This window comes from Nocardiopsis trehalosi NBRC 14201 (genome assembly GCF_001552555.1).
GTDB lineage: Bacteria > Actinomycetota > Actinomycetes > Streptosporangiales > Streptosporangiaceae > Nocardiopsis_B > Nocardiopsis_B trehalosi.
This window is the reverse complement of the sequence record NZ_BCRK01000092.1, coordinates 1-24,264: the sequence shown is the minus strand read 5'-3', so window position 1 is coordinate 24,264 and position 24,264 is coordinate 1. Positions and strand designations below refer to the sequence as shown.

Below are 24,264 nucleotides of genomic sequence, written 5' to 3'. Positions count from 1 at the left end.
TCGCCGGCGGACCGCCGGGGCGCGGTGCGGCGCGGGCCGGGGCCGGGGGCGGACTGGAGGCCGAACTCGCCGGTGCGGCGGGAGGTGCCGGGCACGGGTTCGGGGGCCGGGGGCGCGTGCGTGGGCGCCACCGGGATGGGGACCAGCCGCGGGGCGTCGGCGAGCGCGTCGGCGATGGCGCGGGCGCTGGTCAGCGGGCCGCCGCGGAGCGGGGCCTGGAAGGCGGCGCGGCAGACGATCTCGTCGAGCTGCTTGGGGATGCCCGCGCGGATCTGGCTCGGCCGGCAGTAGCCGCCGGAGACGGCGGGGGCGGGCCGCAGCCCGCTGTGCGGGCCGTCGGGCCAGTGGGCGGTCAGCGCCGCGTAGAGGAGCCGGCCGAGGCCTTGGGCGTCGCCGACCGCGGGGTCGGGGGTGTGGACGTCGTTGAGGGCGGCGTCGACGCCGATGCCGGTGACCTTGACCGCGCCGCCGACGCTCCAGATGAGCTTCCCGGGGGTGAGGTTGAGGTGGTACAGCCCGGTGTCGTGCGCGGTGGCGAGGGTCTCGGCGGCCTCGGCGACGAGGCCCGCGGCGCGGTCGGGTTCGAGCGGGCCCTGGGAGAGGAGGTCGCCCAGCGACTGGCCGACGACCCACTCCTCGACCACGTAGGCGGTCGGGCCGCTGTCGTCGGCGTCGAAGACCTGGGTGACGCGGGAGTCGGCGACGCGGCTGGTGGCGCGCGCCGCCCGGACGACCTCGGCGGTGCGGGGGAAGCCGTCGGCGAAGGTCCAGACGGCGACCAGGCGGGCCAGGGTCTCGTCGGTGGCCTTCCAGAGGACGGCACCGCCGTTGTCGCTGACACGCTCGTCGAGTCGATAGCGGCCCGCGAGCCGCGCGCCGGGCTCAATCATGAAGGTGCTCATGCCGGGAGTGACGGACGCGACGGCCGGGGGGAGTCCGCGGGGCGAGCCGCGCGCCGAGGGGAGCTCGGGATGGGTCCGGCCATGTCGTCTGTCCCCTGCCTCCCTTCGGGCAGCTCGGATATCGGTGGGGCGGCAGAGAACCGCTGCTCCATGCTAGGACGCCTGAGTGACGCCTTCGGAGGACAAGTACACCGGACTCGTCGCGCATAGGGGTCCTTACCTCGGTTACGCTCGGTCATGCCGTCCTGGTGATCAGCGACGCAGTAGGCGTCCGCGCACCATGTCCAGGAATGTTGTGACTTCTGTCACTCCCATTCTGCGTGCGACGAGGACGAACAGCCCGCCGCCGACCACACCGCCCGCGGCGATGGCCAGGAGCGACGGCAGGACGGTCCCCGGCAGCAGGCCGAACGTGAGGATCATCGCAACCCCGAACACGGCGCTCGGCAGCGAGGCCACGTACAGCAGCACCAGGGTCCGCAGCACCCGCCGGCCGTCGAGGCCGTTCATCCGGCGGCGCAGCCCCTGCCAGGCGAGGACCGAGCCGACGATGTAGTACAGCCCGTACGCCACCGGCAGCAGCACCACGATGTAGCGCGGCGGCGCCGTGAACAGCAGGGCCACCGCGACCGACGCGTGCGCGACCTCCGCCGGTATCGCGATCAGCGAGGGGGTCCTGGTGTCGCCGAGCGCGTAGTACACGCGCATCAGCAGTTGGAAGAGCGTGAACGGGATGAGCATCACCGAGAACACCATGAGGATGAGCCCGATGCCGGTGGCGTCGTCCACCGAGGTGCTGCCGCGCGCGTAGATCAGCACGCAGAACGGGATGGCGTAGACCACCATGGCCACCGAGATCGGCACGATGAGCACCGCCGACAGCCGGAACCCGCGCGAGAAGTCGGAGCGGACCAGGTCCTTGCGGCCGTCGGCCACGTGCGCGCTCATGCGCGGCAGCAGCGCGGTGATCACCGACACCGCGATGATGGCGTACGGCAGCTGGAAGATCATCGACGCGAACTGGTAGGCGGTGATGCCGGCGCCCGCCGCCGACTCCCCGGCCTCGGCGGCGCGCACGCCCGCCCGGGTGGCGACGTTGGTCGTCACCAGGAGCCCCGCCTGCGCGATGCCGATGTAGAGCATCATCCACGCCGCGGTCCGCACGGCCTCGCCCAGGCCGGAGCCGCGCAGGTCCAGCCGCGGCCGCCAGCGGAAGCCCGCGGCGAACAGCGCCCACAGCAGCACGACGCACTGCAGCACCTGGCCGCCGGTGGTGCCGAGGCCGAGCAGCGCCACTTGGCCGTCGGTGATCGACTCCGGGGTGCTGCCCGGGCCCGCGATGACGAGGAACATCACCCCGACGGCGATGATCACCAGGTTGTTCAGCACCGGCGCCCACATCGGGGCGCCGAAGTGGTTGCGGCTGTTCAGCATGGCGCTGGCGATGCCGCTGGCGCCGATGAAGAAGATCTGGCCCAGCAGGAACCGGGCGAGCAGGCTGGCGACCTCGTGCTGGGGGGCGGTGAACTCGCCCGCGTAGATGCGGATCAGCCACTCGGCGGCCACGATGGTGACCACGGTGAGCACGGCCAGCACCAGCAGGGTGGCGGTGAACAGCCGCTGCTCGGTGGCGAGCCCGCCGTCGGGGTCGGCCTTCTTCCGCTTCACCAGGAACGGCACGAACACGCTCGCCAGCAGCCCGCCGATGAGCAGGTCGTACACGGCGAACGGGACCATGTTCGCGGTCTGGTAGGCGTCACCCAGGAGCTGGGTGCCCAGGGCCGCCGCGAGCACGATGGTGCGGACGAACCCGGTGGCCCGCGAGACCACCGTCCCGATCGCCATGACGGCGCTGGAGCGCATGAGGTCGGAGGGCGGCGCGTGCGCCGCGCCCCCGATCTCGTTGCCCTCCTCGCCCGGGCGGTCCGCCGTGCCGAGGTCGCCGATGTCGGCGGGGTCGCGGACCGTGACCAGGCCCGGTTCGGGGTCGGTGCCGGGCTCGGTGCGCTCGACCGCGTCGAGCACCTCCTCCGGCAGGAGGAGCCGGCGGGGCGGTCGGCCCGGACTCTGGGGCTGGTCGTTCGGCACCGTTCTGGCAATCTTCCTGTGGGGGCGAGGCGCCGTGTGCCGGGGGCAGGGAGGACGACGGCGACGGGGCAGGGGGTCCGCTACCGCCGCAGGCGGGAGCGCACCAGGTCGACCGCCGAGGACAGCTCCCGCACGCGCAGCAGCCGGGCGGCGGCCACGAACAGCAGTCCGCCCACCAGGCAGCCGACCACGGGCGCGCCCAGGTTGGTGACCAGGCCGGAACCGAACCGGTCGGTGAAGAACCAGAGGATCCCGGCGCCGGCGGCGATGCTCGGCACGGCGGCCAGGTGCAGCCGCAACAATGTTCCCAGAGACCGTCGGCCGTCAAGCCCGCCCAGCCGCCGGCTGAGGATCAGACCGGCGATCACCAGGCCCGACAGGAACGACAGCATGAACCCGGCGGCGACCCCGATGACCACCCGGTTCGGCGGCAGCACCAGGAACGCCGTCACCGCGAGCGCCCCGTGCACGACGACGTTCGCGACGCCGAGGAACGCCGGGGTGCGGGTGTCGCCCATCGCGTAGAACACGCGGAGCATGAGCTGGAAGACGGTGAACGGCACCAGGCCCAGCGCCATCACGCCGAGGACCACGCCGATGCTCGCCGCGTCGGACGCGGAGGTGTTGCCGCGCGCGAACACCAGGGTCGACACCGGCACCGCGTACAGGGCGAGGGCCAGGCCCAGGGGCACCAGCACCAGCGCGGACACCCGCAGCGTGCGGGAGAACCCGCCGCGCACCTCGTCCCACCGCTCGTCGGCGGCGTGCCCGCTCATCTGCGGCAGCAGCACGGTGATCAGCGACACCGCGATGATCGCGTAGGGGAGCTGGAACAGCAGGTAGGCGTAGTTGTAGGCGGTGAGGCCGGCGCCGACGTCGAAGCCCTGGCGGATGCTCTCGGCGCCCGCGCGGTTCACCACGTTGGCGGTGATGAGGAAGCCGAGCTGGGTCATGCAGGTGTAGAGGAACATCCAGCCGGCGCTGCGCATGGCCTCGCCCAGGCCGGAGCCGCGCAGGTCCAGCCGCGGCCGCCAGCGGAACCCGGACCGCCACAGCGAGCCCAGCAGGACCACGGTCTGCACCGCCATCCCGGCGGTGGTGCCGGCGCCCAGCAGCACCAGTTCGCCGTCGGTGACGGTCTCGACGGTGCGGCCCGCCCCGGCCGCCCAGAGGAACAGCCCGCCGACGGCGATGACGACCAGGTTGTTCAGCACCGGCGCCCACACCGGCGACCCGAACCGGTTGCGGGTGTTCAGCATCCCGCTGACCAGGCCGCTGAGGCCGACGAAGAAGATCTGCGCGAGCAGGAACCGCGCCAGGTACACCGCGACCTCGGCCTGCCGCGGGTCGGCGTCGCCCAGGTAGAGCCGGGTGAGCGGGCCGGCCGCGGCGATGGCCAGGCCGGTGATCACCAGCAGCACCAGGACGGCCGCGGTGAACAGCCGGTCCTCGGTGCGGACGCCGCCGTCGGCGTCGCGCTTGCGCCGCTTGACCAGCAGCGGGACGAGGACGCTGGCGATGAGCCCGCCGATGAGCAGGTCGTTGATGATGAACGGGATCGTGTTGGCGGTGTTGTAGGCGTCGCCCAGGAGCTGGGTGCCCAGGGCCGCCGCCAGCACGATCGCCTTCACGAAGCCGGTCACGCGGGACACCAGCGTGCCCACGGCCATGACGGCGCTCGAACGCATCATGCCGCCCGAGGACGTCGACTCGGGAGAGCCGCCGGTGGCGGAGGTGTCATCGCTGCCGTTCGCGGTGTCGGTGGCCACCGGGGTCGGCTCCTTTCGGTCGGTGCGCATGGCGAGGTGGTGGGACGCGTGCGGGGGATCGCCTCGCCCGGGTCGTCAGGACCCGCCCTTGGGGTCCCGCGCGGTGCCGGCGGCACCGGTGTCGGGAGCGTCGTCGGCGCCGTCGTCGGCACTGCCGGGGGTGTCGGGGCTGTCAGGGCCGTCGGCGGTACCGGAGTCGGCGCCGCCGGCGGGGGAGGGGTCGGCGGGGACGTCCTCGGCCTCGGGGGCGGGGTCGGCCGTGGCCTCGGCGTCGGGCGCGGCCGCGACGTCCGGGTCGGCGCCGCCGCCCGGCGCCGCAGGGGCGTCGCCGGTGCCCTCGGTGCCGCCGCCGGTGTCCCCGTCGCCGGGGGCGGCGCCCGCCGCCGCGGCGCGCCGCCGCGCCCACTTGCGCAGCGCCCGCGGCGCGAGCGCGACGACCAGGACGGCCGCGCCGATGCCGCTGATCAGCAGCGCCTGCGAGCCCAGGCCGGTGGCGTTCACCGACAGCACCTGCTCCTCGGAGACGGGCTCGCCCTCGGCGTTGTGCAGGCTCAGGTGGAGCAGCGTCCGGCCGTTGATGCGGGCCGACAGCGGCACGTACACCGTGGTCTTGCGGCCGGGGCCGATCTCGATGGTGTCCTGGTGGCCGTCGACGCTGAGGCGCTCGGGGTTGGCCGACAGCATCGACAGGTTGACCTCGACGGCGTGGTCCTCGAGGTCGTTGGCGACGAGCACCCCGATGGTGCCGGTCTTGCTGGCCAGGGTCACGGGCTCGCCGGGGATGATGTGCACCCGGCCGGTGTCCTCGGCCACCTGGTGCGCCACCAGGCCCGCCGCCGTCCCCGCGAGCTCGTCCTCGCGCCACGCGGCGGACTCCAGGCGCAGGATCGCCGGGCGGAACGGGTCGTCGGCCTCGTCCTCCAGGATGCTGTTGAACAGCCGCACGTCGCCGCGCACGTCGGCGACCCGGTCCAGGTGGTCCGCGCCGAGCTCGGCGTCGCGCGCCGCGTCGGGGTAGGTCAGCCCCTGGCGCTCCCCGGCCGAGCCGGGCTCGACGTCGGCCAGCTCCACCGGGTCGAGCCAGGGCAGGTCGGAGCTGGCCGCCAGCACCCCGGAGGCGAACTCCGCGCCCGGGTTCCAGTCGGCCGGGGGCACCGCCACCACGGTGCGGTCGGTGCCCGGGTCCTCGGCACTGATCATCGCGGTCTCGGCGGCGAAGCGCTGCTGGGCCAGCGCGGCGGCGCCGGGGCCGGTGCTGTCCTGGCCGAGCACCGCCGTGAGCCCGCTGTCGGCGAGCAGCGCGGTGCCGTCCTCGCCGTCCGGCAGGGACAGCGGGGCGGCGCCGTGCGCGGTGTGCCCCAGCCACTCGTCGGCCGGCATGGCGGAGTCGTCCAGCAGGAAGGTGGAGGCGCCCTGTCCGGCGAGGAAGTCGCGGGTGGCGTTGTCCATCATGCCGCCGGCCGGCCACGCGACGTCGGTGTCGGCGGGGCGCTCCAGCACGCTCTCGACCAGGTCGCGGCCGAGCGGGACGGCGGCCTCGGCGTCGCCCGCCAGGTCGGCGCGGAGCAGCGCGGCGATGTCGGGGTTGGCGTAGGGGGTGGCGATCAGCGGCTCGGTGCGCAGCGCGGTGCGGGCCTGCGCCAGCCACACCTGGGCGTTGAGGCTGGCGTCGACGGTCTCGGTGGGCGCGTCGGCGGGGTCGTCCACCGCGCCGGGCTCGGTGACGACCTCGTAGGGGTCGCCGGTCAGGGCCGAGATGTCGTCCAGCAGAGCGGGGTCGACCGCCCAGGTCAGCGGGACCGCGTCGGCGTCGTCGCCGGAGGCGCGGGGCGCCGCGGTGTCCTCCTCGGCGGCGGGGGTGTCCTCGTCCGCCGCCTCGGGGGTGGGGTGGGGCTGCTCCAGGGTGGTCTCGTCGTCCTGCGCGCCCGCGACCAGCAACCGGCCGAGGCGGCCGTCGGGGCCCACGCTCTCGGAGAGGCCGTCGCCCAGGTAGGTGCCGTCGTCGGCCCGCTGCGGCCGGTCCATGAGCGGCCACACCCACGCGATGTCGACCGGGTCGGGGCGGTCGTCCCCCTCGTAGGGGAGGAAGGTGTACTGCGCGCCGAACGGCTCGCCGGACGGGGCGAGGGCCTCGACCGCCAGCGGGTAGACGCCGAAGGACGACAGGCCGAGGTCCTCGGCGTCGACCTCGACGGTGTAGTCGGCGGAGGCGCCGGGCGCGACCGGGTCGTCGAGCGTGCTGGTGGGGCCGTAGGCGGGCAGGTCGCGGCCGCCGTCGGCGTAGGCGTCGAGCTCGGAGCGGGAGCCGAACGGGGTGCCGGAGTAGCGGAGCCGCACCGTGACCTCGTCGATCGGCGCGTCCGTGGTGTTGGTGACCCGGCCCGACACCCGGACCGTGCTGTCCTCGCCCACGGCGGTCGGTGAGATCTCCTCGATGATCAGCGGCTGGTCGTCGGCGGAGTCGGCGGCGGGGGTGGACAGCGCCGGGGCATGGGCATGATCGAAGGCGGCCAGTGCCGGAAGCAGGGCGGCGGTCGTGGCCGCGACCGCGCCTATCTGAGCAAATCGACGCACGCCAGAAATGGTTTCCGAGTCGGTTGACGGTGGCCGACGGGGACGCGCACACACGGAAGAGGTGGGCGCCGCGGCCTCTCGAATCACGCGGCGGTCGCGCTGGGGAGCGCCGCCGCGCCGGACTGCTCTGAACGATACCCCCTCGGGCGCCCCGCCCCGAAGCATCGGCGGCGGCGGGCCCGCGCGGCCGTCCGGAGCCCGCGCGGACGGCCGTTCCCGGCGGCGTACCGCCGATTCGCACCGGGCGTCGCGGCCACCTACCCTCTGGAGGTGTGCCGAACACAGCGCTTCCAGGTGAGACCCCCCGCCGCGACTCCGCCGACGGGCCGGCCGGCGCCGCCCCGGACGGGCTGACGGCGGCCCAGCGTTCGGCCGTCGCCGAGCTGTTCAGCTCGATCGAGACGGTGGCCTCGGAACTGGGGGAGCGGTTCGCCGCCGCCGGGCACGAACTCGCCCTCGTCGGCGGCCCCGTGCGCGACGCCCTGCTCGGCCGCGAGGTGCACGACCTCGACCTCACCACCGACGCCGTGCCGCAGACCATCCTGCGCCTGGTCGAGGGGTGGGCCGACGCGGTGTGGACGGTCGGCATCGACTTCGGCACCGTGGGCCTGCGGAAGAAGGGCTTCCAGCTGGAGATCACCACCTACCGCAGCGAGTCCTACCAGCCGAAGTCGCGCAAGCCCGAGGTCAGCTACGGCACCTCCCTCCGCGACGACCTGGTGCGCCGCGACTTCACGGTCAACGCCATGGCGGTCCAGCTGCCGGGGCACGGGTTCGCCGACCCGTTCGGCGGCCTGGCCGACCTTCGGGCGCGCCGGCTGCGCACCCCGGGGCGGCCCGAGGACTCGTTCGGCGACGACCCGCTGCGCATCATGCGCGCCATCCGGTTCGCGGCCCAGCTCGGGTTCACCCTCGACCCCGGGGTGCGGACGGCGGCGGCGCAGATGGCCGACCGGCTGTCCATCGTCTCGGCCGAGCGCATCCGCGACGAGCTGACCAAGCTGATGCTCAGCCCCGACCCGAGAACGGGCATCGAGCTGATGGTGGACCTCGGCATCGCCCCCTACGTCCTGCCCGAGATCCCGCGCATGCAGTTGGAGATCGACGAGCACCACCGGCACAAGGACGTCTACGAGCACTCGCTGACGGTGCTGGACCAGGCCATCGACCTCGAACGCCGGCGGGGCATGGAGCCCGATCTGGTGCTGCGCCTCGCCGCGCTGCTGCACGACGTCGGCAAGCCCAAGACCCGCGCGTTCGAGCCGGGCGGCCGGGTGACGTTCCACCACCACGAGGTGGTGGGGGCGTCGATGAGCCGGAGCCGCCTCGCGGCGCTGCGGTTCCCCAAGGACGTGGTGGCCGACGTCGGCAAGCTGGTGGCGCTGCACCTGCGGTTCCACGGCTACGGCAAGGGCGAGTGGACCGATTCGGCGGTGCGCCGGTACGCGCGCGACGCCGGGCCGCAGCTGGAGCGGCTGCACGTGCTCACCCGGGCCGACTGCACCACCCGCAACCGCCGCAAGGCCGCCGCCCTGGCGCGCTCCTACGACGACATCGAGCGCCGGATCGGCCGGCTCGCCGAGGAGGAGGAGCTGAACGCCATCCGGCCCGACCTCGACGGCAATGAGATCCAGGAGATCCTGGGCGTGGGGCCGGGGCCGCTGATCGGCAAGGCGTGGCGGTTCCTGCTGGAGCTGCGCCTGGAGAACGGGCCGATGGAGAAGGCGGACGCGGCCGAGGCGCTGCGCCGCTGGGCCGAGCTGCACACCGACTGAGCCGCGCGCCGCGCGGGGCGTGCCGCCGGCCCGGAGCCCTGTCGACACCGCGCCGTGTCGACAGGCCGCCCTGTCGACACGGCGCCCTGTCGGCCTAGCGCCCTGCCGCCGTGTCGACCCCGGCCGGGGCGGCCGCGTCGAGCCCCCGGTGGCGGACCGCCCACAGCACCGCCATCGCGGCGTAGCACCCGGCCATCGCCGCCACCGTCGCGCGGCTCACCCCCGACGGCGGGACGGCGACCGCGGCGGACCCCGCAGCGGCCACGAACGCCGCGTTGAAGAGCATGTCGTAGACGGAGAAGACGCGGCCCCGGTAGGTGTCGTCGACGTGCCGCTGGACGAGTGTGTCGACCGCGACCTTGACCCCCTGCGACACCGCGCCGACCCCGAACGCGGCAACCGGGAACAGCACGGGCGACAACGGCAGCCCGAACGCGAGGAGCACCGCGGCGCCGCCCGCCATCAGCACGGCGATCCACGTCCCGGTGGGGACGCGGGCGGTGGCCCAAGGGGTCGCCACCGCGCCGGCGAAGAAGCCCGCGCCGGAGGCGGCCAGCGCCACCGAGAAGCCGGCCAGCCCGGCGGTGCCGCCGCCGGTGAAGGTGTTGTTGTACAGCAGCAGCGTCAGCAGGGTGGACACCCCGAACACGAACCGGAGCCCGGCGATGGTGGCCAGCCCGGCGCGCGCGGGCCGCCGCGCCCGGATGTGCCGGGCCCCGTCGACCAGCCCGGAGACCACCCCGCGCACGGCGGCGCGCACCTCGGGCGGCGCGGCCGCCAGGTCGGGGCCGAGTTCGCGCCGGCCCAGGGTGAGCGCCGCGCACCCGGCCGCGGCGAACGCCGCGCCCGCGCCGAGCAGCACGAGCGCGGTCCCGGCCGTCCCGTCGCCGCCGGCCAGCCGCAGCCCCGCGCCGGCGCCCGCGCCGAGGAACGCCGCGAAGGTGCCGCAGGTGGGTGTGACCGCGTTCGCCATCATCAGCCGCTCGCGGGGGACCACGTGCGGCAGCGCCGCCGACAGCGCGGCGAGCAGGAACCGGTTCACGCTGAGCACGAGCAGCGCGGCGGCGAGGAACGGGGCGCCGTCGGCGCCCGCAGCGACCAGGGCCGCCGTCAGCGCGGCGAGGACCGCCTTGGCCAGTGAGGCGGCGACGAGCACCCGGCGGCGCGGCCACCGGTCGATGAGCACCCCGGCGAACGGGCCCACGACCGAGAACGGCAGCAGCAGCACCGCGAAGGCGACCGCCACCTCGGCGGCCGTGGTGTGCTGCTCGGGGGAGAAGAAGACGTAGCCCGCCAGCCCGGCCTGGAAGGTGCCGTCGGCGAACTGCGAGACGACCCTGACCCCGAAGAGGCGGCGGAACCGCGGGCCGCGCAGGACGCCGCGGAGATCGCCGAAGAAGGACACCCGGCCAGCGTACGGCCCCGGTCGGGGCGCCCGCCCGCTCCGGGCCGGGGCCGCCCCGCCGCGCACCGGCGGGCGCCGACCTGCCGCCTTCCCGGCCCGTCGCCCTGTCGATCCGTCGACACGGCGACACGGCGACGCATCGACGTGTCGCCCGATCGACGGGGCGGCACGGCGCCCCGCCGACATGTCGACGGGGCGCCCCGGTGCCGCCTGCGGGCTACTCGCGGTGGAGGGTGCCCTCGGAGACGCTCTCCTCGCCGCTGCCCATGATGTTGGTGACGGTGGTGGCCATGGCGTCCTGGCCCGCCGGGGCGAGGGTGACCTCGCCGTTGTCGGCGCAGTCGGGGTCGCCGGTGACGGTGTAGGAGAACGTCAGCCGCGACTCGGTCGCCACCACGTTCGCGACGTCCCAGGTGCAGGCGCCGTCGTCACCGCCGCCGGACAGCCCGTACTCGCCCGCCTGGACGCGGTCGCCGGCCACCGAGATGTTGGCCGACCAGGTGCCCATCGGCACGCCCGACGCGTCGTACTGGACGAGTTCGCCGTCCCAGGTGCCCTCGTAGCGCGCGAGGGCGGAGTCGCCGCCCCGGGACCCGAACCAGAGGAAGGCGCCGACGACACCGACGACCAGCACGAGCACGACGCTGACGACGACGATGAGCAGGACGATGCCGGAGTTGCCCTTGCGGGGCGGGGGCATCGCCGGCGGCATCCCGCCGGGCGGGTAGGCGCCGGGCGGCCCGCCCATCGACGGGTACCCGCCGGTGGGCGCCCCGTAGCCGGGTCCGGGCGGCGGCCCGTACCCCGGCGGCGGGGCGGGGTGGCCGCCGGTGCCACCGGGGGGCGGCCCCATCCCCGGCGGGGGGCGGTACGGGTCCTGCGGGTGGCTCATCACAGCTCCTTGCCCCGGCGCGCGGCGCCGCGCGGGCGGTGGTCGGGCCGGGCGCGAGGGCGGCCCGGGGTACGGGGGCGGCGGCCCCCGGTGTCCATTCTCGTACCGCGCGCCCGGCGGCGCACCGGCCCATTTCGGACGCGCCGGCCCCGGCGGGCGTTCCCCGCCGAACGCGAACGGGGCCGCCCCCTCGGGTGAGGGGGCGGCCCCGTTCGGAGAAGGGCGCGGCGGCGGGCCGGCGCCGGAGCGCTAGCGCTCGGTCTCGCCCGCGATGAAGCGCTCGACCGCGTCGTGCGCCTCGGCGTCGCTGTACTGCTCGGGCGGCGACTTCATGAAGTAGGAGGACGCCGACAGGATGGGGCCGCCGATACCGCGGTCCTTGGCGATCTTCGCGGCGCGGATGGCGTCGATGATGATGCCGGCGGAGTTGGGGGAGTCCCACACCTCCAGCTTGTACTCCAGGTTGAGCGGGACGTCGCCGAACGCCCGGCCCTCTAGACGGACGTAGGCCCACTTGCGGTCGTCCAGCCACGGCACGTGGTCGGACGGCCCGATGTGCACGGACCCGGCCTTCAGCTCGTGCGGGATCTGCGAGGTGACGGACTGGGTCTTGGAGATCTTCTTGGACTCCAGCCGCTCCCGCTCCAGCATGTTCTTGAAGTCCATGTTGCCGCCGAAGTTGAGCTGGTAGGTGCGGTCGACGACGACGCCGCGGTCCTCGAACAGCTTCGACAGCACCCGGTGCGTGATGGTCGCGCCGACCTGCGACTTGATGTCGTCGCCGACGATCGGCACGCCCGCCTCGGTGAACTTGGCGGCCCACTCGGGGTCGGAGGCGATGAACACGGGGAGCGCGTTGACGAAGGCCACCCCGGCGTCGATCGCGCACTGGGCGTAGAACCGGTCGGCCTCCTCCGAGCCCACGGGGAGGTAGGAGACCAGCACGTCGGCCTTCGCGGCCTTGAGCGCGGCGACGACGTCGACCGCGTCCTCGGGGGACTCCTCGATGGTCTGCCGGTAGTACATGCCGAGCCCGTCGAACGTGGGGCCGCGCTGCACGGTGACGCCCGTCGGGGGGACGTCGCAGATCTTGACGGTGTTGTTCTCGCTGGCGCCGATCGCGTCGGCGAGGTCGTGGCCGACCTTCTTCGCGTCGACGTCGAACGCCGCCACGAACTCGACGTCGCGCACGTGGTACGGCCCGAACCGCACGTGCATCAGCCCGGGGACCCGGGTGTCGGGGTCGGCGTCCCTGTAGTAATGGACGCCCTGGACGAGCGATGCCGCACAGTTGCCTACGCCCACGACGGCTACGCGTACCGAACCCATTGGTCCCTGCTCCTTCTTCGTCTGCTGGTCGACGTCTGTCGGTCGGAGGTGTGTCCGGTCGGCGGGTGCCGGCCGGTGGCGGGGCGAGCCCCGCGGGTCAGTGCCGCCGGTGCCCGTCCGGCGGCGCGCCGCCCCGTTGGAGGGGGACGGCCGCGTCCGCTCCGCCTCCCGCGGAGCGGCGCCGTTCGGCGGCGATGAGGGTGTCGAGCCAGCCGACCTCGTCCGCCAGCGCATCGGCCCGGTGCCGGTGCAGCTCGTGGAGGTAGGGGTCGGCCGGGGGGTCCGCCAGCCGCGCGCGCAGCCGCCCCAGGCGGTCGAGGAGGCGGGCGCGCCGCCCGTCGAGGACCCGCAGTCGGATCTCGGCGCGGGTCCGGGCGAACAGGGTGAAGTGGACGCCGAAGCACTCGTCGTCGGCGGTGGCGGGCGCGGTGTCGGCGAGGAGCCGGCGCAGCCGGTCCGCCCCGGCGTCGGTGAGCCGGTAGACGATCCGCGGGCGGCGGCCCGCCGCGGCGGGGCCGGGGTCGGCCGCGACGAGGCCGGCCCGCCGCATCCGCTGCAGGCAGGGGTAGAGCGAGCCGTAGGAGACCGTGCGCGGGGCGTCCGGGGCGTGGTCGAGCCGCTTGCGCAGTTCGTAGCCGTGCAGCGGGGTGTCGGCGAGGTGGCCGAGGACGGCGAGTTCGAGGGCCCTCGCCCTGCGTGTCGCGCTCACCGGCACCTCCTCGCTCCGACGTTGGCCGCTTGCCGACACCGCCCGCCCGCGCGCGTCGTCGCGCCGGGCGGCCCGGAGCGCCGCGGGGGTGCCGACGGCGCACACTCGGCACAGCCGCGCGCACACCGGATCTGTTCCCCGCGCCGGGCAAGATGCGAAGAACATGAGGCAATAGGCGGTTTATCCGCGAATGACTATATCGCCTTGATATACGGTCACCGCATGTTGCCTATCTAACACCGCGTGCCCGCGCCCGTGCGGGCGCGGCGCCGTCGGCTCCACCGGCCTGGCCTGGGCATACCGGGTGGTACCGGAACGGGGCGCGGGCGGCCCTCCCCGCACCCCCGTGGAGGCCGTACCCTGTCACCCACGCGGCACCGGTCGCCGAGCGTGATGTACGAATCCCCCGCGGCCGGTACCCTCACGGCTGGGTTGTGCTATATGGCACCGTCGCCCTACCGTGACGATTGCTTTACCCGCACCCCGGCGTACGCACCGGCGTACTAGGGTCCGGGAGGGCATGCGGCACCGCGGTCGGCGGTCCGGCCGCACGACCGGGGCGTCTGCTCCGAAGCATCCGAAGAACGTCCAAGAAGGGTCGTCGTTAGGAGGAAAGGCACGGACGACGCCTCCGATCCGGCCGGCCCCCGCTCATCGCCGGGGGCGGCGCCCCGCACGGGGCGCGCCGGACGGGTCGACAACCCCACGACCGTGTGAGGCGTCCCCGGACGGGTCCCTTTTCTGGCCCCGCTCACCAGAGCCCGTCCCCACGGCGGAGGCGACCGGCATCCGCACCCCGCCTCCCGGGGTGGCCCCCTCCTACCCGAGTCGACAAGGCCGATCGGCCGCTGAGAAGCAAACGAGGACGCGTGAGTACCGAGAGACGACGGAGCGCTGGCGGACGACGCCGGGCCAACGGCCCGGCCGACGACGCACGTGGCAACGGCGGCAGGCGCGGGGCCCGTGGCCCGGCCGAGGACGAGCGCACCGCGGGCCGCCGCAGGGCGCGGGACGACGACGCCGGAGGCTTCTGGGACGACGAGCGGCCGCAGCGCCGCCGGTCCGACGCGGGCCGCGAGGGCGGCCGGTCCGCCGCCCGGTCCGAGGGCGGGCGGGGCGAGGGCCGGCGCCGCGCCGACGACGGCCGCCGGGGCGGCGACAACGGCAGCCGCGCCGCCGCGGCCGAGAGCGGGCGCCGCTCGGCCGACGGCCGCCGCCGGCCCCCCGAGGACGGCCGGCGCGGGCCCGAGGGCGGCCGCCGCGCCGCCGCGCACGGCGCGCGCGCCGAGGGCGGCCGCCGGGCCGCCGGCGGCGGCGGGCGCCGCCGCCCGCCTGCACGCGGACGGCGCGACCACGACGAGTACGACGACCGCGGCCCCGTGCGCCGCTTCTTCGCCAAGGCCTGGAAGCCGGCGCTGATCACCTGCGGCGTGCTGTTCGTCCTGGGCGTGGGCGGCCTGGCCGTCGCCTACATCACCACCGACGACCCCCGCAACATGGACGAGCAGACCAGCGCCGTCCTGGCGGCCACCAGCATCTCCTACGCCGACGAGTCCGAGGCGCTGACCACCGGTGAGATCAACCGGGTGATCATCACCGAGGACCAGCTCCCCCAGTCGGTGATCGACGGCGTGCTCGCCGCCGAGCAGCGCAACTTCTACGAGGAGCCGGGCATCTCGATCTCCGGCACCATGCGGGCGATCCTGTCCGCGGGCAGCGCAGGCGGCGGCTCCACCATCACCCAGCAGATGGCCCGGAACTACTACGACGGCCTCTCGCAGGAGCGCAGCTACACCCGCAAGCTGAAGGAGATCATGATCTCCATCAAGGCGGGCCAGGTGATGGACCCGGACCAGATCCTCACCCAGTACCTCAACACCATCTACTTCGGCCGCAACGCCTACGGCATCCAGGCCGCCGCGCAGGCGTACTTCAACAAGAACGTCGAGGACCTCAACCACGCCGAGGGCGCGTTCCTCGGCGGCATCATCCAGCAGCCCGGCAACTTCGAGAACGTCGCGCCCGGGTCGGACATGGAGGAGGTCCTCCACGAGCGCTGGGAGTACGTGGTCAAAGGCCTCTACCTGATGCACGATGACCACCCCGACCTGGGACTCACCCGGGCCGAGGCCGAGGAGCTGGAGTACCCCGAGGTCGTGGAGTATGAGCCCGGCGCCAACCTGGAGGGCTACAACGGCTACATCCGCGACGCGGTGATCAACGAGCTGGCCGCGCGCTACGACCTGGACGCCACCCAGGTCGCCACCCAGGGGTACCAGGTCACCACGTCCCTGGAGAAGCCCCTCATGGACGCCGCCGACCGCGCGTTCGACGAGACCCTGCCGGACATGCCGGTCGAGACCGTGTACGGCCTGGCCGCCGTCGAGCCCGCCACCGGCGAGATCAAGGCGTTCCACGGCGGTGACGACTTCACCACCGACCCGAACAACTCGCTGAGCACCGACGCCCAGGCGGGTTCGGCGTTCAAGCCCTACGTGCTCGCCGCAGGCCTGGAGCAGGACATCGGCCTCAACAGCGTGTTCGACGGCGACTCGCCGCAGGAGTTCGAGGGCATCGGCGAGCCCATCCAGAACGACAGCAACCGCGACTGGGGGCCGGTCGACCTCATCGACTCGACCAAGCACTCGGTCAACACGAGCTTCGTCCAGCTCGCGATCGAGGCCACGCCGCAGTCGGTGGTCGACATCGCCGGCAAGTCCGGCATCCCCGAGCCGCGGTTCGAGAGCGCCGAGATGGGCCCCAACATCGCGCTGGGCACCTACCGGGTCACCCCGCTCGACCAGGCGTCCGGCTTCTCCACCTTCGCCAACGCCGGCGTGCACATGCCCCAGCACATGATCACCGAGGTGCGCAACGCCGAGGGCGAGGTGCTGCCCCCCAACGACGCCGACCTGCTGGAGTCCGGCAGCCGCGCGTTCAGCGCCGAGACCGCGGCCGACGCCACCTACGCCATGCAGCAGGTGACCGCCGAGGACGGCGGCGGCAGCGAGGCCGCCCTGCCCGACCGCCCGGTCGCCGGCAAGACCGGTACCTCCAACGAGGCGAAGTCGGCCTGGTTCGTCGGGTTCACCCCGCAGCTGTCCACGGCGGTGGGGCTGAGCCGCACCGACGGCCAGCAGCTGGAGATCCCCGGCGTCCAGGACGTCTACGGTGGTACCACCTCCGCCCGGATCTGGCGCGCCTTCATGGTCGAGGCCATGGAGGGCCAGGAGGTCCAGGAGTTCCCCGAGCCCGTCTTCAAGGGGCAGGAGCTGAACTTCGGCCCCACCGAGGAGCCCAGCCCGCCGCCCGAGCCCGAGGTCTCGGAGGAGCCGTCGGAGCCGGCGGAGCCCTCGGAGTCGCCGTCGATGTCGCCGCCCGCGACGTCGGAGTCGCCGGAGCTGCCGGAGCCGCCGGACGGTGAGTGCAACTGGCTCTCCGACGACTGGCCGGAGTGCCAGGAGGACGACGGGCCCGGTGGCCCCGGCGGCCCCGGCGGTCCCGACGGGCCCGACGCTCAGCAGAACCGCCTCATCGGGTGGGGGCGCGAGACCGAGTGACCACCCCGTCCGGCAGCCCCGGACACCCGCGTGCCGGCGACGTCCCCGTCGCCGGCACGCGGCGTCTCCCGGGCCTTCCCTCCTCTACCTGGGCGCCCCTGACCGCGCTCGCGGCGGTCGGCGCCGTCCTCGGCTACCTGGTGAAGGCGCCCTGCCGCTTCGGCGGGGGCTGGGTCGACGGGACCCAGTACGCCGCCGCCTGCTACAGCGACGTCTACCCCCTGTACTTCCGGGACGGCCTCGACCACGGGGTCGTCCCCTACCTGGACCGGCCGATCGAGTACCCGGTGCTCACCGGCGCGCTGATGCACCTCCTGGGCCGGGCGGTGGCGTGGCTGCCCGACCCCACCGCCCGCGCGTACGCCTACTTCGACCTCACGGCGGTCGCCATGGGCGCCTGCCTGGCGGCCGTGGTGCTCTGCGCCGGCCACCTCGCCGGGCGCGGCGGGCTGCGCCCGGCGCCGGGCCGGCCCTTCGACCGGCGGGCCGCGCTGCTGGCGGGCGGGTTCACCGCGCTCACCCCGCCGGCGTTCCTGGCCGCCTACATCAACTGGGACCTGCTCGCCGTCGCGCTGCTGATGGGCGGCCTGGTCTGCTACGGGCACGGCCGGCAGTGGGCGGCGGGCGCGCTGATCGGCCTGGCCACCGCCGCCAAGTTCTACCCGTTCCTCGTGTTCGGCCCGCTGCTGGTGCTCGTGCTGCGCACGTGGTGGCGGCGCGAGGAGGACGGCCACACCTGGGGCGACCTGCTGCGCCCGCTCGGCGGCGCGGCCGCCGCGTGGGCGGCGGTCAACCTGCCGGTCCTGCTGGCGGCGCCCGAGGGCTGGGCCACGTTCTTCCGGTTCAGCAGCGAGCGGGGCGCCGACTGGGGGTCGGTCTACTACCTGCTGGGCGCGTTCGGGCTGGTCGACACCTACGACGTCCACGTGGTCAACACGGCGGGGACGGTGTCGCTGGCGGTGGCCTGCGCCGGCATCGGGCTGCTGACGCTGCTCGCGCGCCGCCGGCCCCCGCTGGAGCAGCTCGCGTTCCTGGTCGTGGCGGCGTTCCTGCTGACGAACAAGGTGTGGTCGCCGCAGTTCGTGCTCTGGCTGCTGCCGCTGGCCGCGGTCGCCTGGCCGCGCCGGGCGCCGGTCTGGGCGGGGGCGGCGGCGTTCGCCTTCTGGCAGCTCGCCGAGACCGTCTACTTCTTCGGGATCTGGCAGCACCTCCAGCACTTCACGCTCCTCGCCGAGGGGACCGCCGGCGGGCTGGCGCTGCCCGGATACGCCGCGGTCTCGCTGGGACGGAGCGCGGGGGTCGCCGCGGTGGCCGGGGTGGTGGCCGCCGACCTCCTGCGGAGGGGCGAGTCCAGGGCGTGACGGCTGGTAGCCTTGGCGTTCGTCTGGCTATTTGCCCTCCTGCCATGGAAAGACCATGGCCGCGACAGTCCAGAGGAGGTACGGCCGCCTATGCGCCGTTACGAAGTCATGGTCATCCTCGACCCCAACCTCGACGAGCGGACGGTCTCCCCGTCGCTCGAGCAGTTCCTCGGGGTCGTGCGCAACGACGGCGGTTCGGTCGAGAAGGTCGACGTCTGGGGGAAGCGCCGCCTCTCCTACGACATCGCCAAGAACTCCGACGGCATCTACGCCGTCATCGACCTCACCGCCGAGCCCGCCACGGTCAAGGAGCTGGACCGCCAGCTCAACCTGACCGAGGCCGTCCTGCGCACCAAGGTCCTCCGGCCCGAGGTGCACTAGACCCACCCACGGCGGTGACCCCCCGCCCGCACGCCACGCACGCCTGAACCGCCCACACCAATCCGGAGCCAACCCATGGCAGGCGAAACCCAGATCACGCTCGTCGGCAACCTCGTCGACGACCCCGAGCTGCGATTCACCCCCAGCGGGGCCGCGGTCGCCAACTTCCGTGTGGCCTCCACCCCGCGCATGTTCGACCGGCAGAGCGGTGAGTGGAAAGATGGCGAGTCCATGTTCCTCTCCTGCTCGGTCTGGCGGCAGTACGCGGAGAACGTGGCCGAGAGCCTGCAGCGCGGCATGCGCGTGATCGTGCAGGGCCGGCTCAAGCAGCGGTCGTACGAGACCAAGGAAGGCGAGAAGCGCACCGTCTTCGAGATCGACGTCGAGGAGGTCGGCCCCGCGCTGCGCAGCGCCACCGCGAAGGTGGCGAAGGTGCAGCGGCAGGGCGGCCAGGGCGGCGGTTTCGGCGGCGGTGGCGGCTTCGGCGGCGGCCAGCAGGGCGGCGGCGGCGGTGGCGGTTACGGCAACCAGGGGGGCGGCTACGGCGGCCCCCAGGGCGGCCGCTCCGGCCCGCCGGCCGACGACCCCTGGGCCACCGGCGGCGGTGGCGGCGGCGGGTTCGGCGGCGGCGGCGGGGGGTTCTCCGACGAGCCGCCGTTCTAGCGGTTCCGTTTCCTGTCCGAATTGACCATCCCCGGGAGCACCGGGGCTCTTGCAAGGGAGCACCACGATGGCGAAGCCGGCAGCGCGCAAGCCCAAGAAGAAGGTTTGCCTGTTCTGTCAGGAGAAGCTGTCCTACATCGACTACAAGGACACGACCCTGCTGCGGAAGTTCATCTCCGACCGCGGCAAGATCCGTGCCCGCCGAGTCACGGGCAACTGCACGCAGCACCAGCGCGACGTCGCCACGGCGATCAAGAACGCGCGCGAAATGGCGCTGCTGCCCTACACCAGCACCGCTCGCTAACGGGGACGACGAGGGAGGTCCAATCGTGAAGCTGATTCTGACCCACGAGGTCAACGGTCTCGGCGCCCCGGGCGATGTGGTCGAGGTGAAGGACGGCTACGGCCGCAACTACCTGCTTCCGCGCGGGTTCGCCATCCGGTGGACGCGCGGCGGCCAGAAGCAGGTCGACTCCATCCGCCGGGCGCGTTCCGCCCGCGACATCCGCAGCCTGGACGACGCCAAGCAGGTGGCCGGCCGGCTCGGCGCCCTCAACGTCACGCTGAGCCAGCGCGCCGGCGACGGCGGGCGCCTGTTCGGCTCGGTGACCGCGTCGGACGTCGCCGAGGCCGTCGTGGCCTCCGGCGGCCCGGCGGTCGACAAGCGGCGTATCGAGATCCGCAACCCGATCAAGTCGGTCGGCGAGCACAAGGTCGAGGTGCGCCTGCACCCCGAGGTCACCGCGACGATCGCGCTGGAGGTCGTGGGCGCCTAGCCCGCACGCTCCGCGCGACCGCGCACACCAGGGCCCCGGCCCCCTCACGACGAGGGGACACCGGGGCCCTCGGTGTCCCCCAGGCGGCGACGCAACACGCCGAATCACTCAATGTCACGCATTGGTCACGTTCGGCAATCTACCTTGGCCGTGGGCCTGCAACTCCACGGAAGGGATGAGGCCGCTATGGCCATTCATGAGCGGTGGCGACGAGATCCGGGCGTGAGCCGCAGGACCCTGCTGCGCGGGGCCGCGGTCGCGGCCGGCGGGGTCCTGCTGGGCGGCGCGGCGGAGGTGGGCACGGCACGGGGGGCGCTCGCCGCGGGGGAACCCAAGGTGTACACGCGCGCGGACTGGGGGGCGCGCAAGGCGCGGAGCACGGCGTCGGTGGTGTCGGCGCCCGACCACATCGTCATCCACCACACGGCGACGGCCAACAGCACCGACTACTCGGCGAGCCACGCGGCCGCCCTGTCGCGGGCGATCCAGAAGTACCACATGGACACCAACGGCTGGGACGACATCGGCCAGCAGCTCACCATCGGCCGCGGCGGGCACATCATGGAGGGGCGCAACCGCTCGCTGCCGGCCATCCGATCGGGCGACCACGCGGTCGGGGCGCACACGGCCGACCACAACACCCACACCGTCGGCATCGAGAACGAGGGCACCTACACGTCGACCACACCGACGGCGGCGCTGATGGAGTCGCTGGTCGACACCTGCGTCTGGCTGTGCGCGGTCTACGGGCTGAACCCGGCGAGCGCCATCGTCGGCCACCGCGACTACAACGTCACGAGCTGCCCCGGCGACAAGCTCTACGCCATGCTGCCGCAGCTCCGCAGCGACGTCGCCGCCCGGCTCCGCCTGCTCCAGGTGCGCCTGCCGCTGCGCGACGTGCCGGCGGCGCACCGGCCGACCTACCCCGCTGTGCCGGTGAACGAGAGGACGGTGCCGTTCCACCACGGGCCGACCGTCGGCGAACTGGACTGAGCCGCCGCGGGGGTCAGGGGCGCGCGGCTCCGGTGACGAGCCACGCGCTCCCCCGCGCCCGGAGCGCCAGCGTCGCCCCGCGCGCCACCATCCACACCCCGAAGGCCAGCCACAGGGCCGTCAGCCGGCCGTCGCCCTCGGGGAGGCCCCACAGGACGGCCGCCGCGCACGGCAGGAAGGCGAGCATCGTCCACAGGCTCGCCCACGCCAGGTAGCGCTGGTCGCCGGCGCCCATCAGGATGCCGTCGAGGACCATCACCACCCCGCTGAGCGGCTGCAGCGCCGCCACCACCAGCAGCGCCGACAGGATGAGCGCGTGGACGCGCGGGTCGTCGGTGAACGGCAGGGGCGCCCACGGGCGCACCGCCAGCACGGCCGCGGCGAACACCAGCCCGGACAGCACCCCCCACTCGACCATGCGGCGGGTGGCCGACCGCGCCCCCGCGGCGTCGGAGGCCCCGAGGTAGCGGCCGATGATGGCCTGCCCGGCGATGGCGATGGCGTCCAGGGCGAACACCAGCAGCGACCACACCTGGAACGCGACCTGGTGGGCGGCGACCTCGGGGTCGCCGAGCCGGGCGGCGACGGCCGTCATGACCAGCAGGACGATCCGCAGCGACACCGTCCGGACGAACAGGGCGAACCCGGCGGCCGCCGAGGTGCCCAGGCCGCGCGCGGTGGGCGCCAGGGAGACCCCGTGGCGGCGGGCGGCGCGGGTGAGGACGGCCGCGTAGACGGCGGCGCCCGCGGTCTGGGCGGCGACCGTGGCCCACGCCGACCCGGCGATGCCCCAGTCCAGGACGAGCACGAGGACGACGGCGAGCACCAGGTTGACCACGTTGGTGCCCACGGCCACCACCAGCGGGGTGCGGGCGTCCTGGAGGCCGCGCAGGACCCCGGTACCGGCCAGGATGACCAGCAGAGCGGGTATGCTCAGCAGGCTGATCCGCAGGTAGGTCAGCGCGTAGGGGGCGACGGCGGGCGAGGCCCCCAAAGCGTCCACCAGCCAGGGGGCGGCGGGCAGCCCGGCGGCCACGATAACGGCGCCGAGGAGCACGGCCAGCCACAGGCCGTCGATCCCGCTGCGCAGGCCGCCGGCGGTGTCGCCGGCGCCGAACCGCCGGGCGACGGCGGAGGTCGTGCCGTAGGCGAGGAACACGCAGAGGTTGGCGAGGGTCAGCAGGACCTGTGCGGCGATGCCGAGCCCGCCGAGGGCCTCGGTGCCGAGGGTGCCGACGACCGCCGAGTCGGTCAGCAGGAGCAGCGGCTCGGACACCAGGGCGAAGAACGTGGGGACGGCGAGCCGGAGGATCTCGCGGTCGTGGGCGTGCCGGAACGGCGGCGCGGAGAGCAGTCTGGGCATGACCTGGTCACGGTAGCGGACGGGTGTTCGACGGGGGGAGCCGGTTGTCCACGGCATACACCACGGCTGTGGATAACCTGTGGACGACGGAGGGGAAACTTTCTTTCACACACAGGCGGTGCATAACGTCTGCGCAGGTCAGATGGGTTGTTCCACGGTACCCCCCAAGTTATCCACAGCCGTTGTGCACAAGCTATCCGCAGAAACACCGCTTTCGTCCACAGGATCTCCCCAGCTCTGTCCACAGGCCGCTTTGCGCCGCGCCCCGGTCCGCCGGGACAATCCAAGAGGCACGCGTGACGTGCCGGTCGTGAAGCAGGGGGAGTGGCAGTCGTGAGCGTCGCCGAGCAACCGCCCGACGGAGGCGGATTCGAACGTACCCCGCCCCACGACATCATGGCGGAGCAGAGCGTGCTCGGCGGCATGCTGCTCTCCAAGGAGGCCATCACCCAGGTCGTCGAGATCGTCCGCTCCGCCGACTTCTACCGGCCGGCGCACCAGATCATCTTCGACGCCGTGGTCGACCTGTTCTCGCGCGGCGAGCCCGTCGACGCCATCTCGGTCAACGCCGAACTCACCAAGCGCGGCGAGGTCACCCGCGTCGGCGGCGCCCCCTACCTGCACACCCTCACCGAGGCCATCCCCACCGCGGCCAACGCCGGCTACTACGCGCGGATCGTCTCCGACCGCGCGGTGCTGCGCCGCCTGGTCGAGGTCGGCACCCGCATCGCCCAGATCGGCTACGCCGGCGACGGCGAGGTCGACGACCTGGTCGACCACGCCCAGGCCGAGATCTACAAGGTCGCCGAGAAGCGCACCGGCGAGGACTACCTGCCGCTGAGCGACATCATGCCCGGCGCCCTGGACGAGATCGAGGCCATCTCCGCCCACGACGGCTCCCTCACCGGGGTGCCCACCGGGTTCACCGACTTCGACGCGCTCTCCAACGGGCTGCACCCCGGGCAGATGATCATCATCGCCGCCCGGCCCGCGGTCGGGAAGTCCACCCTGGCGCTCGACTTCGCCCGGGCGGCCTCCATCAAGAACCAGCTCACCTCCGTCTTCTTCAGCCTGGAGATGGGCCGCAACGAGATCGTCATGCGCCTGCTGTCGGCCGAGGCCCGGGTGCCGCTGCACACCATGCGGTCGGGGCTCATGACCGACGACGACTGGGCCCGCCTCGCCCGGCGCATGGGCGAGGTCGCGGGCGCGCCGCTGTTCATCGACGACTCCCCGAACATGTCGATGATGGAGATCCGGGCCAAGTGCCGCCGGCTCAAGCAGCAGCACGACCTCAAGCTCGTCATCGTCGACTACCTCCAGCTGATGAGCTCGCCCGGCCGGGTCGAGAGCCGCCAGCAGGAGGTGTCCGAGATGTCCCGGTCGCTGAAGCTCCTCGCGAAGGAGCTGGAGGTGCCGGTCATCGCGCTGTCGCAGCTCAACCGCGGCCCCGAGCAGCGCACCGACAAGAAGCCCCAGGTCAGCGACCTCCGCGAATCCGGCAGCATCGAGCAGGACGCCGACATGGTGATCCTGCTCTACCGCGAGGACGTCCACGACAAGGAGTCCCCGCGCGCGGGCGAGGCCGACCTCATCGTCGCCAAGCACCGCAACGGCCCCACGGCCACCGTCACCGTCGCCTTCCAGGGCCACTACAGCCGCTTCGTCGACATGGCCCCGGGCTAGGGAGTGTTTTTTGGATCATTCCGGGCTCGCGACCACCA

Annotated in this window: 18 protein-coding genes; 9 read left to right on the top strand and 9 right to left on the bottom strand. The window is 73.7% G+C overall.

The features are described from left to right. The 4 genes from NT8_RS16710 to NT8_RS16695 form a co-directional block, all read right to left on the bottom strand. The coding region (locus NT8_RS16710) for a protein kinase family protein (protein WP_245646213.1) at positions 1-902 on the bottom strand (902 nt) is incomplete at its 3' end. A 252-nt stretch (positions 903-1,154) separates the two neighbouring features. Further along, positions 1,155-2,990, bottom strand: a complete 1,836-nt coding sequence (gene murJ / locus NT8_RS16705; RefSeq protein WP_067970462.1) for a murein biosynthesis integral membrane protein MurJ — start codon at positions 2,988-2,990, stop codon at positions 1,155-1,157. Positions 2,991-3,070: 80 nt separating this feature from the next. Beyond that, entirely contained in the window at positions 3,071-4,789 is a 1,719-nt protein-coding gene (gene murJ / locus NT8_RS16700; protein ID WP_067970460.1) for a murein biosynthesis integral membrane protein MurJ, read from the bottom strand. Positions 4,790-4,834: 45 nt separating this feature from the next. Further along, entirely contained in the window at positions 4,835-7,333 is a 2,499-nt protein-coding gene (locus NT8_RS16695; protein ID WP_174549583.1) for a DUF6049 family protein, read from the bottom strand. 272 nt (positions 7,334-7,605) lie between these two features. On the opposite strand from NT8_RS16695, the gene NT8_RS16690 reads away from it, so the two are divergent. Then, entirely contained in the window at positions 7,606-9,108 is a 1,503-nt protein-coding gene (locus NT8_RS16690) for a CCA tRNA nucleotidyltransferase (RefSeq protein WP_067970458.1), read from the top strand. 94 nt (positions 9,109-9,202) lie between these two features. On the opposite strand, the gene NT8_RS16685 is transcribed toward NT8_RS16690, so the two are convergent. From NT8_RS16685 to NT8_RS16670, 4 genes are all read right to left on the bottom strand, one after another. Next, entirely contained in the window at positions 9,203-10,513 is a 1,311-nt protein-coding gene (locus NT8_RS16685; protein ID WP_067970455.1) for an MFS transporter, read from the bottom strand. A gap of 217 nt (positions 10,514-10,730) precedes the next feature. Further along, positions 10,731-11,405 (bottom strand): hypothetical protein, encoded by a 675-nt coding sequence (locus NT8_RS16680; RefSeq protein WP_067970453.1) that lies wholly within the window; start codon positions 11,403-11,405, stop codon positions 10,731-10,733. Positions 11,406-11,654: 249 nt separating this feature from the next. After that, positions 11,655-12,734 carry an inositol-3-phosphate synthase gene (locus tag NT8_RS16675; protein ID WP_174549582.1) on the bottom strand — a complete coding sequence of 360 codons (1,080 nt, stop codon included), beginning with the start codon at positions 12,732-12,734 and terminating at the stop codon, positions 11,655-11,657. 97 nt (positions 12,735-12,831) lie between these two features. Then, positions 12,832-13,443, bottom strand: a complete 612-nt coding sequence (locus NT8_RS16670; protein ID WP_067970449.1) for a PadR family transcriptional regulator — start codon at positions 13,441-13,443, stop codon at positions 12,832-12,834. An 869-nt stretch (positions 13,444-14,312) separates the two neighbouring features. Here NT8_RS16670 and NT8_RS16665 point away from each other — a divergent pair. From NT8_RS16665 to NT8_RS16635, 7 genes are all read left to right on the top strand, one after another. Next, positions 14,313-17,003: a transglycosylase domain-containing protein gene (locus NT8_RS16665; RefSeq protein ID WP_067970448.1), complete on the top strand. Its 2,691-nt coding sequence runs from the start codon at positions 14,313-14,315 to the stop codon at positions 17,001-17,003. Next, the gene (locus NT8_RS16660; protein WP_067970445.1) at positions 17,000-18,364 is read left to right on the top strand and encodes a glycosyltransferase family 87 protein; all 1,365 of its coding nucleotides are present in this window, start codon (positions 17,000-17,002) and stop codon (positions 18,362-18,364) included. Before NT8_RS16665 ends, NT8_RS16660 begins: the two co-directional genes overlap by 4 nt. 90 nt (positions 18,365-18,454) lie before the next feature. After that, positions 18,455-18,745, top strand: coding sequence for a 30S ribosomal protein S6 (gene rpsF / locus NT8_RS16655; protein WP_067970443.1), 291 nt, complete (start codon positions 18,455-18,457; stop codon positions 18,743-18,745). A gap of 75 nt (positions 18,746-18,820) precedes the next feature. Beyond that, positions 18,821-19,408 carry a single-stranded DNA-binding protein gene (locus tag NT8_RS16650; protein ID WP_067970442.1) on the top strand — a complete coding sequence of 196 codons (588 nt, stop codon included), beginning with the start codon at positions 18,821-18,823 and terminating at the stop codon, positions 19,406-19,408. Between the two features lie 67 nt (positions 19,409-19,475). Beyond that, positions 19,476-19,712, top strand: coding sequence for a 30S ribosomal protein S18 (gene rpsR / locus NT8_RS16645; protein WP_017595522.1), 237 nt, complete (start codon positions 19,476-19,478; stop codon positions 19,710-19,712). Positions 19,713-19,737: 25 nt separating this feature from the next. Then, the gene (gene rplI, locus NT8_RS16640) at positions 19,738-20,184 is read left to right on the top strand and encodes a 50S ribosomal protein L9 (protein ID WP_067970440.1); all 447 of its coding nucleotides are present in this window, start codon (positions 19,738-19,740) and stop codon (positions 20,182-20,184) included. Between the two features lie 186 nt (positions 20,185-20,370). Beyond that, positions 20,371-21,177 carry a peptidoglycan recognition protein family protein gene (locus NT8_RS16635; RefSeq protein WP_067970437.1) on the top strand — a complete coding sequence of 269 codons (807 nt, stop codon included), beginning with the start codon at positions 20,371-20,373 and terminating at the stop codon, positions 21,175-21,177. Positions 21,178-21,190: 13 nt separating this feature from the next. Here the strand turns inward: NT8_RS16635 and NT8_RS16630 are convergent, their stop codons facing one another. Beyond that, positions 21,191-22,540, bottom strand: coding sequence for an MATE family efflux transporter (locus tag NT8_RS16630; protein ID WP_067970436.1), 1,350 nt, complete (start codon positions 22,538-22,540; stop codon positions 21,191-21,193). A gap of 333 nt (positions 22,541-22,873) precedes the next feature. Between NT8_RS16630 and dnaB the strand changes: the two genes are divergently transcribed. Then, entirely contained in the window at positions 22,874-24,226 is a 1,353-nt protein-coding gene (gene dnaB / locus NT8_RS16625) for a replicative DNA helicase (RefSeq protein WP_067970431.1), read from the top strand. Positions 24,227-24,264: the final 38 nt, after the last annotated feature.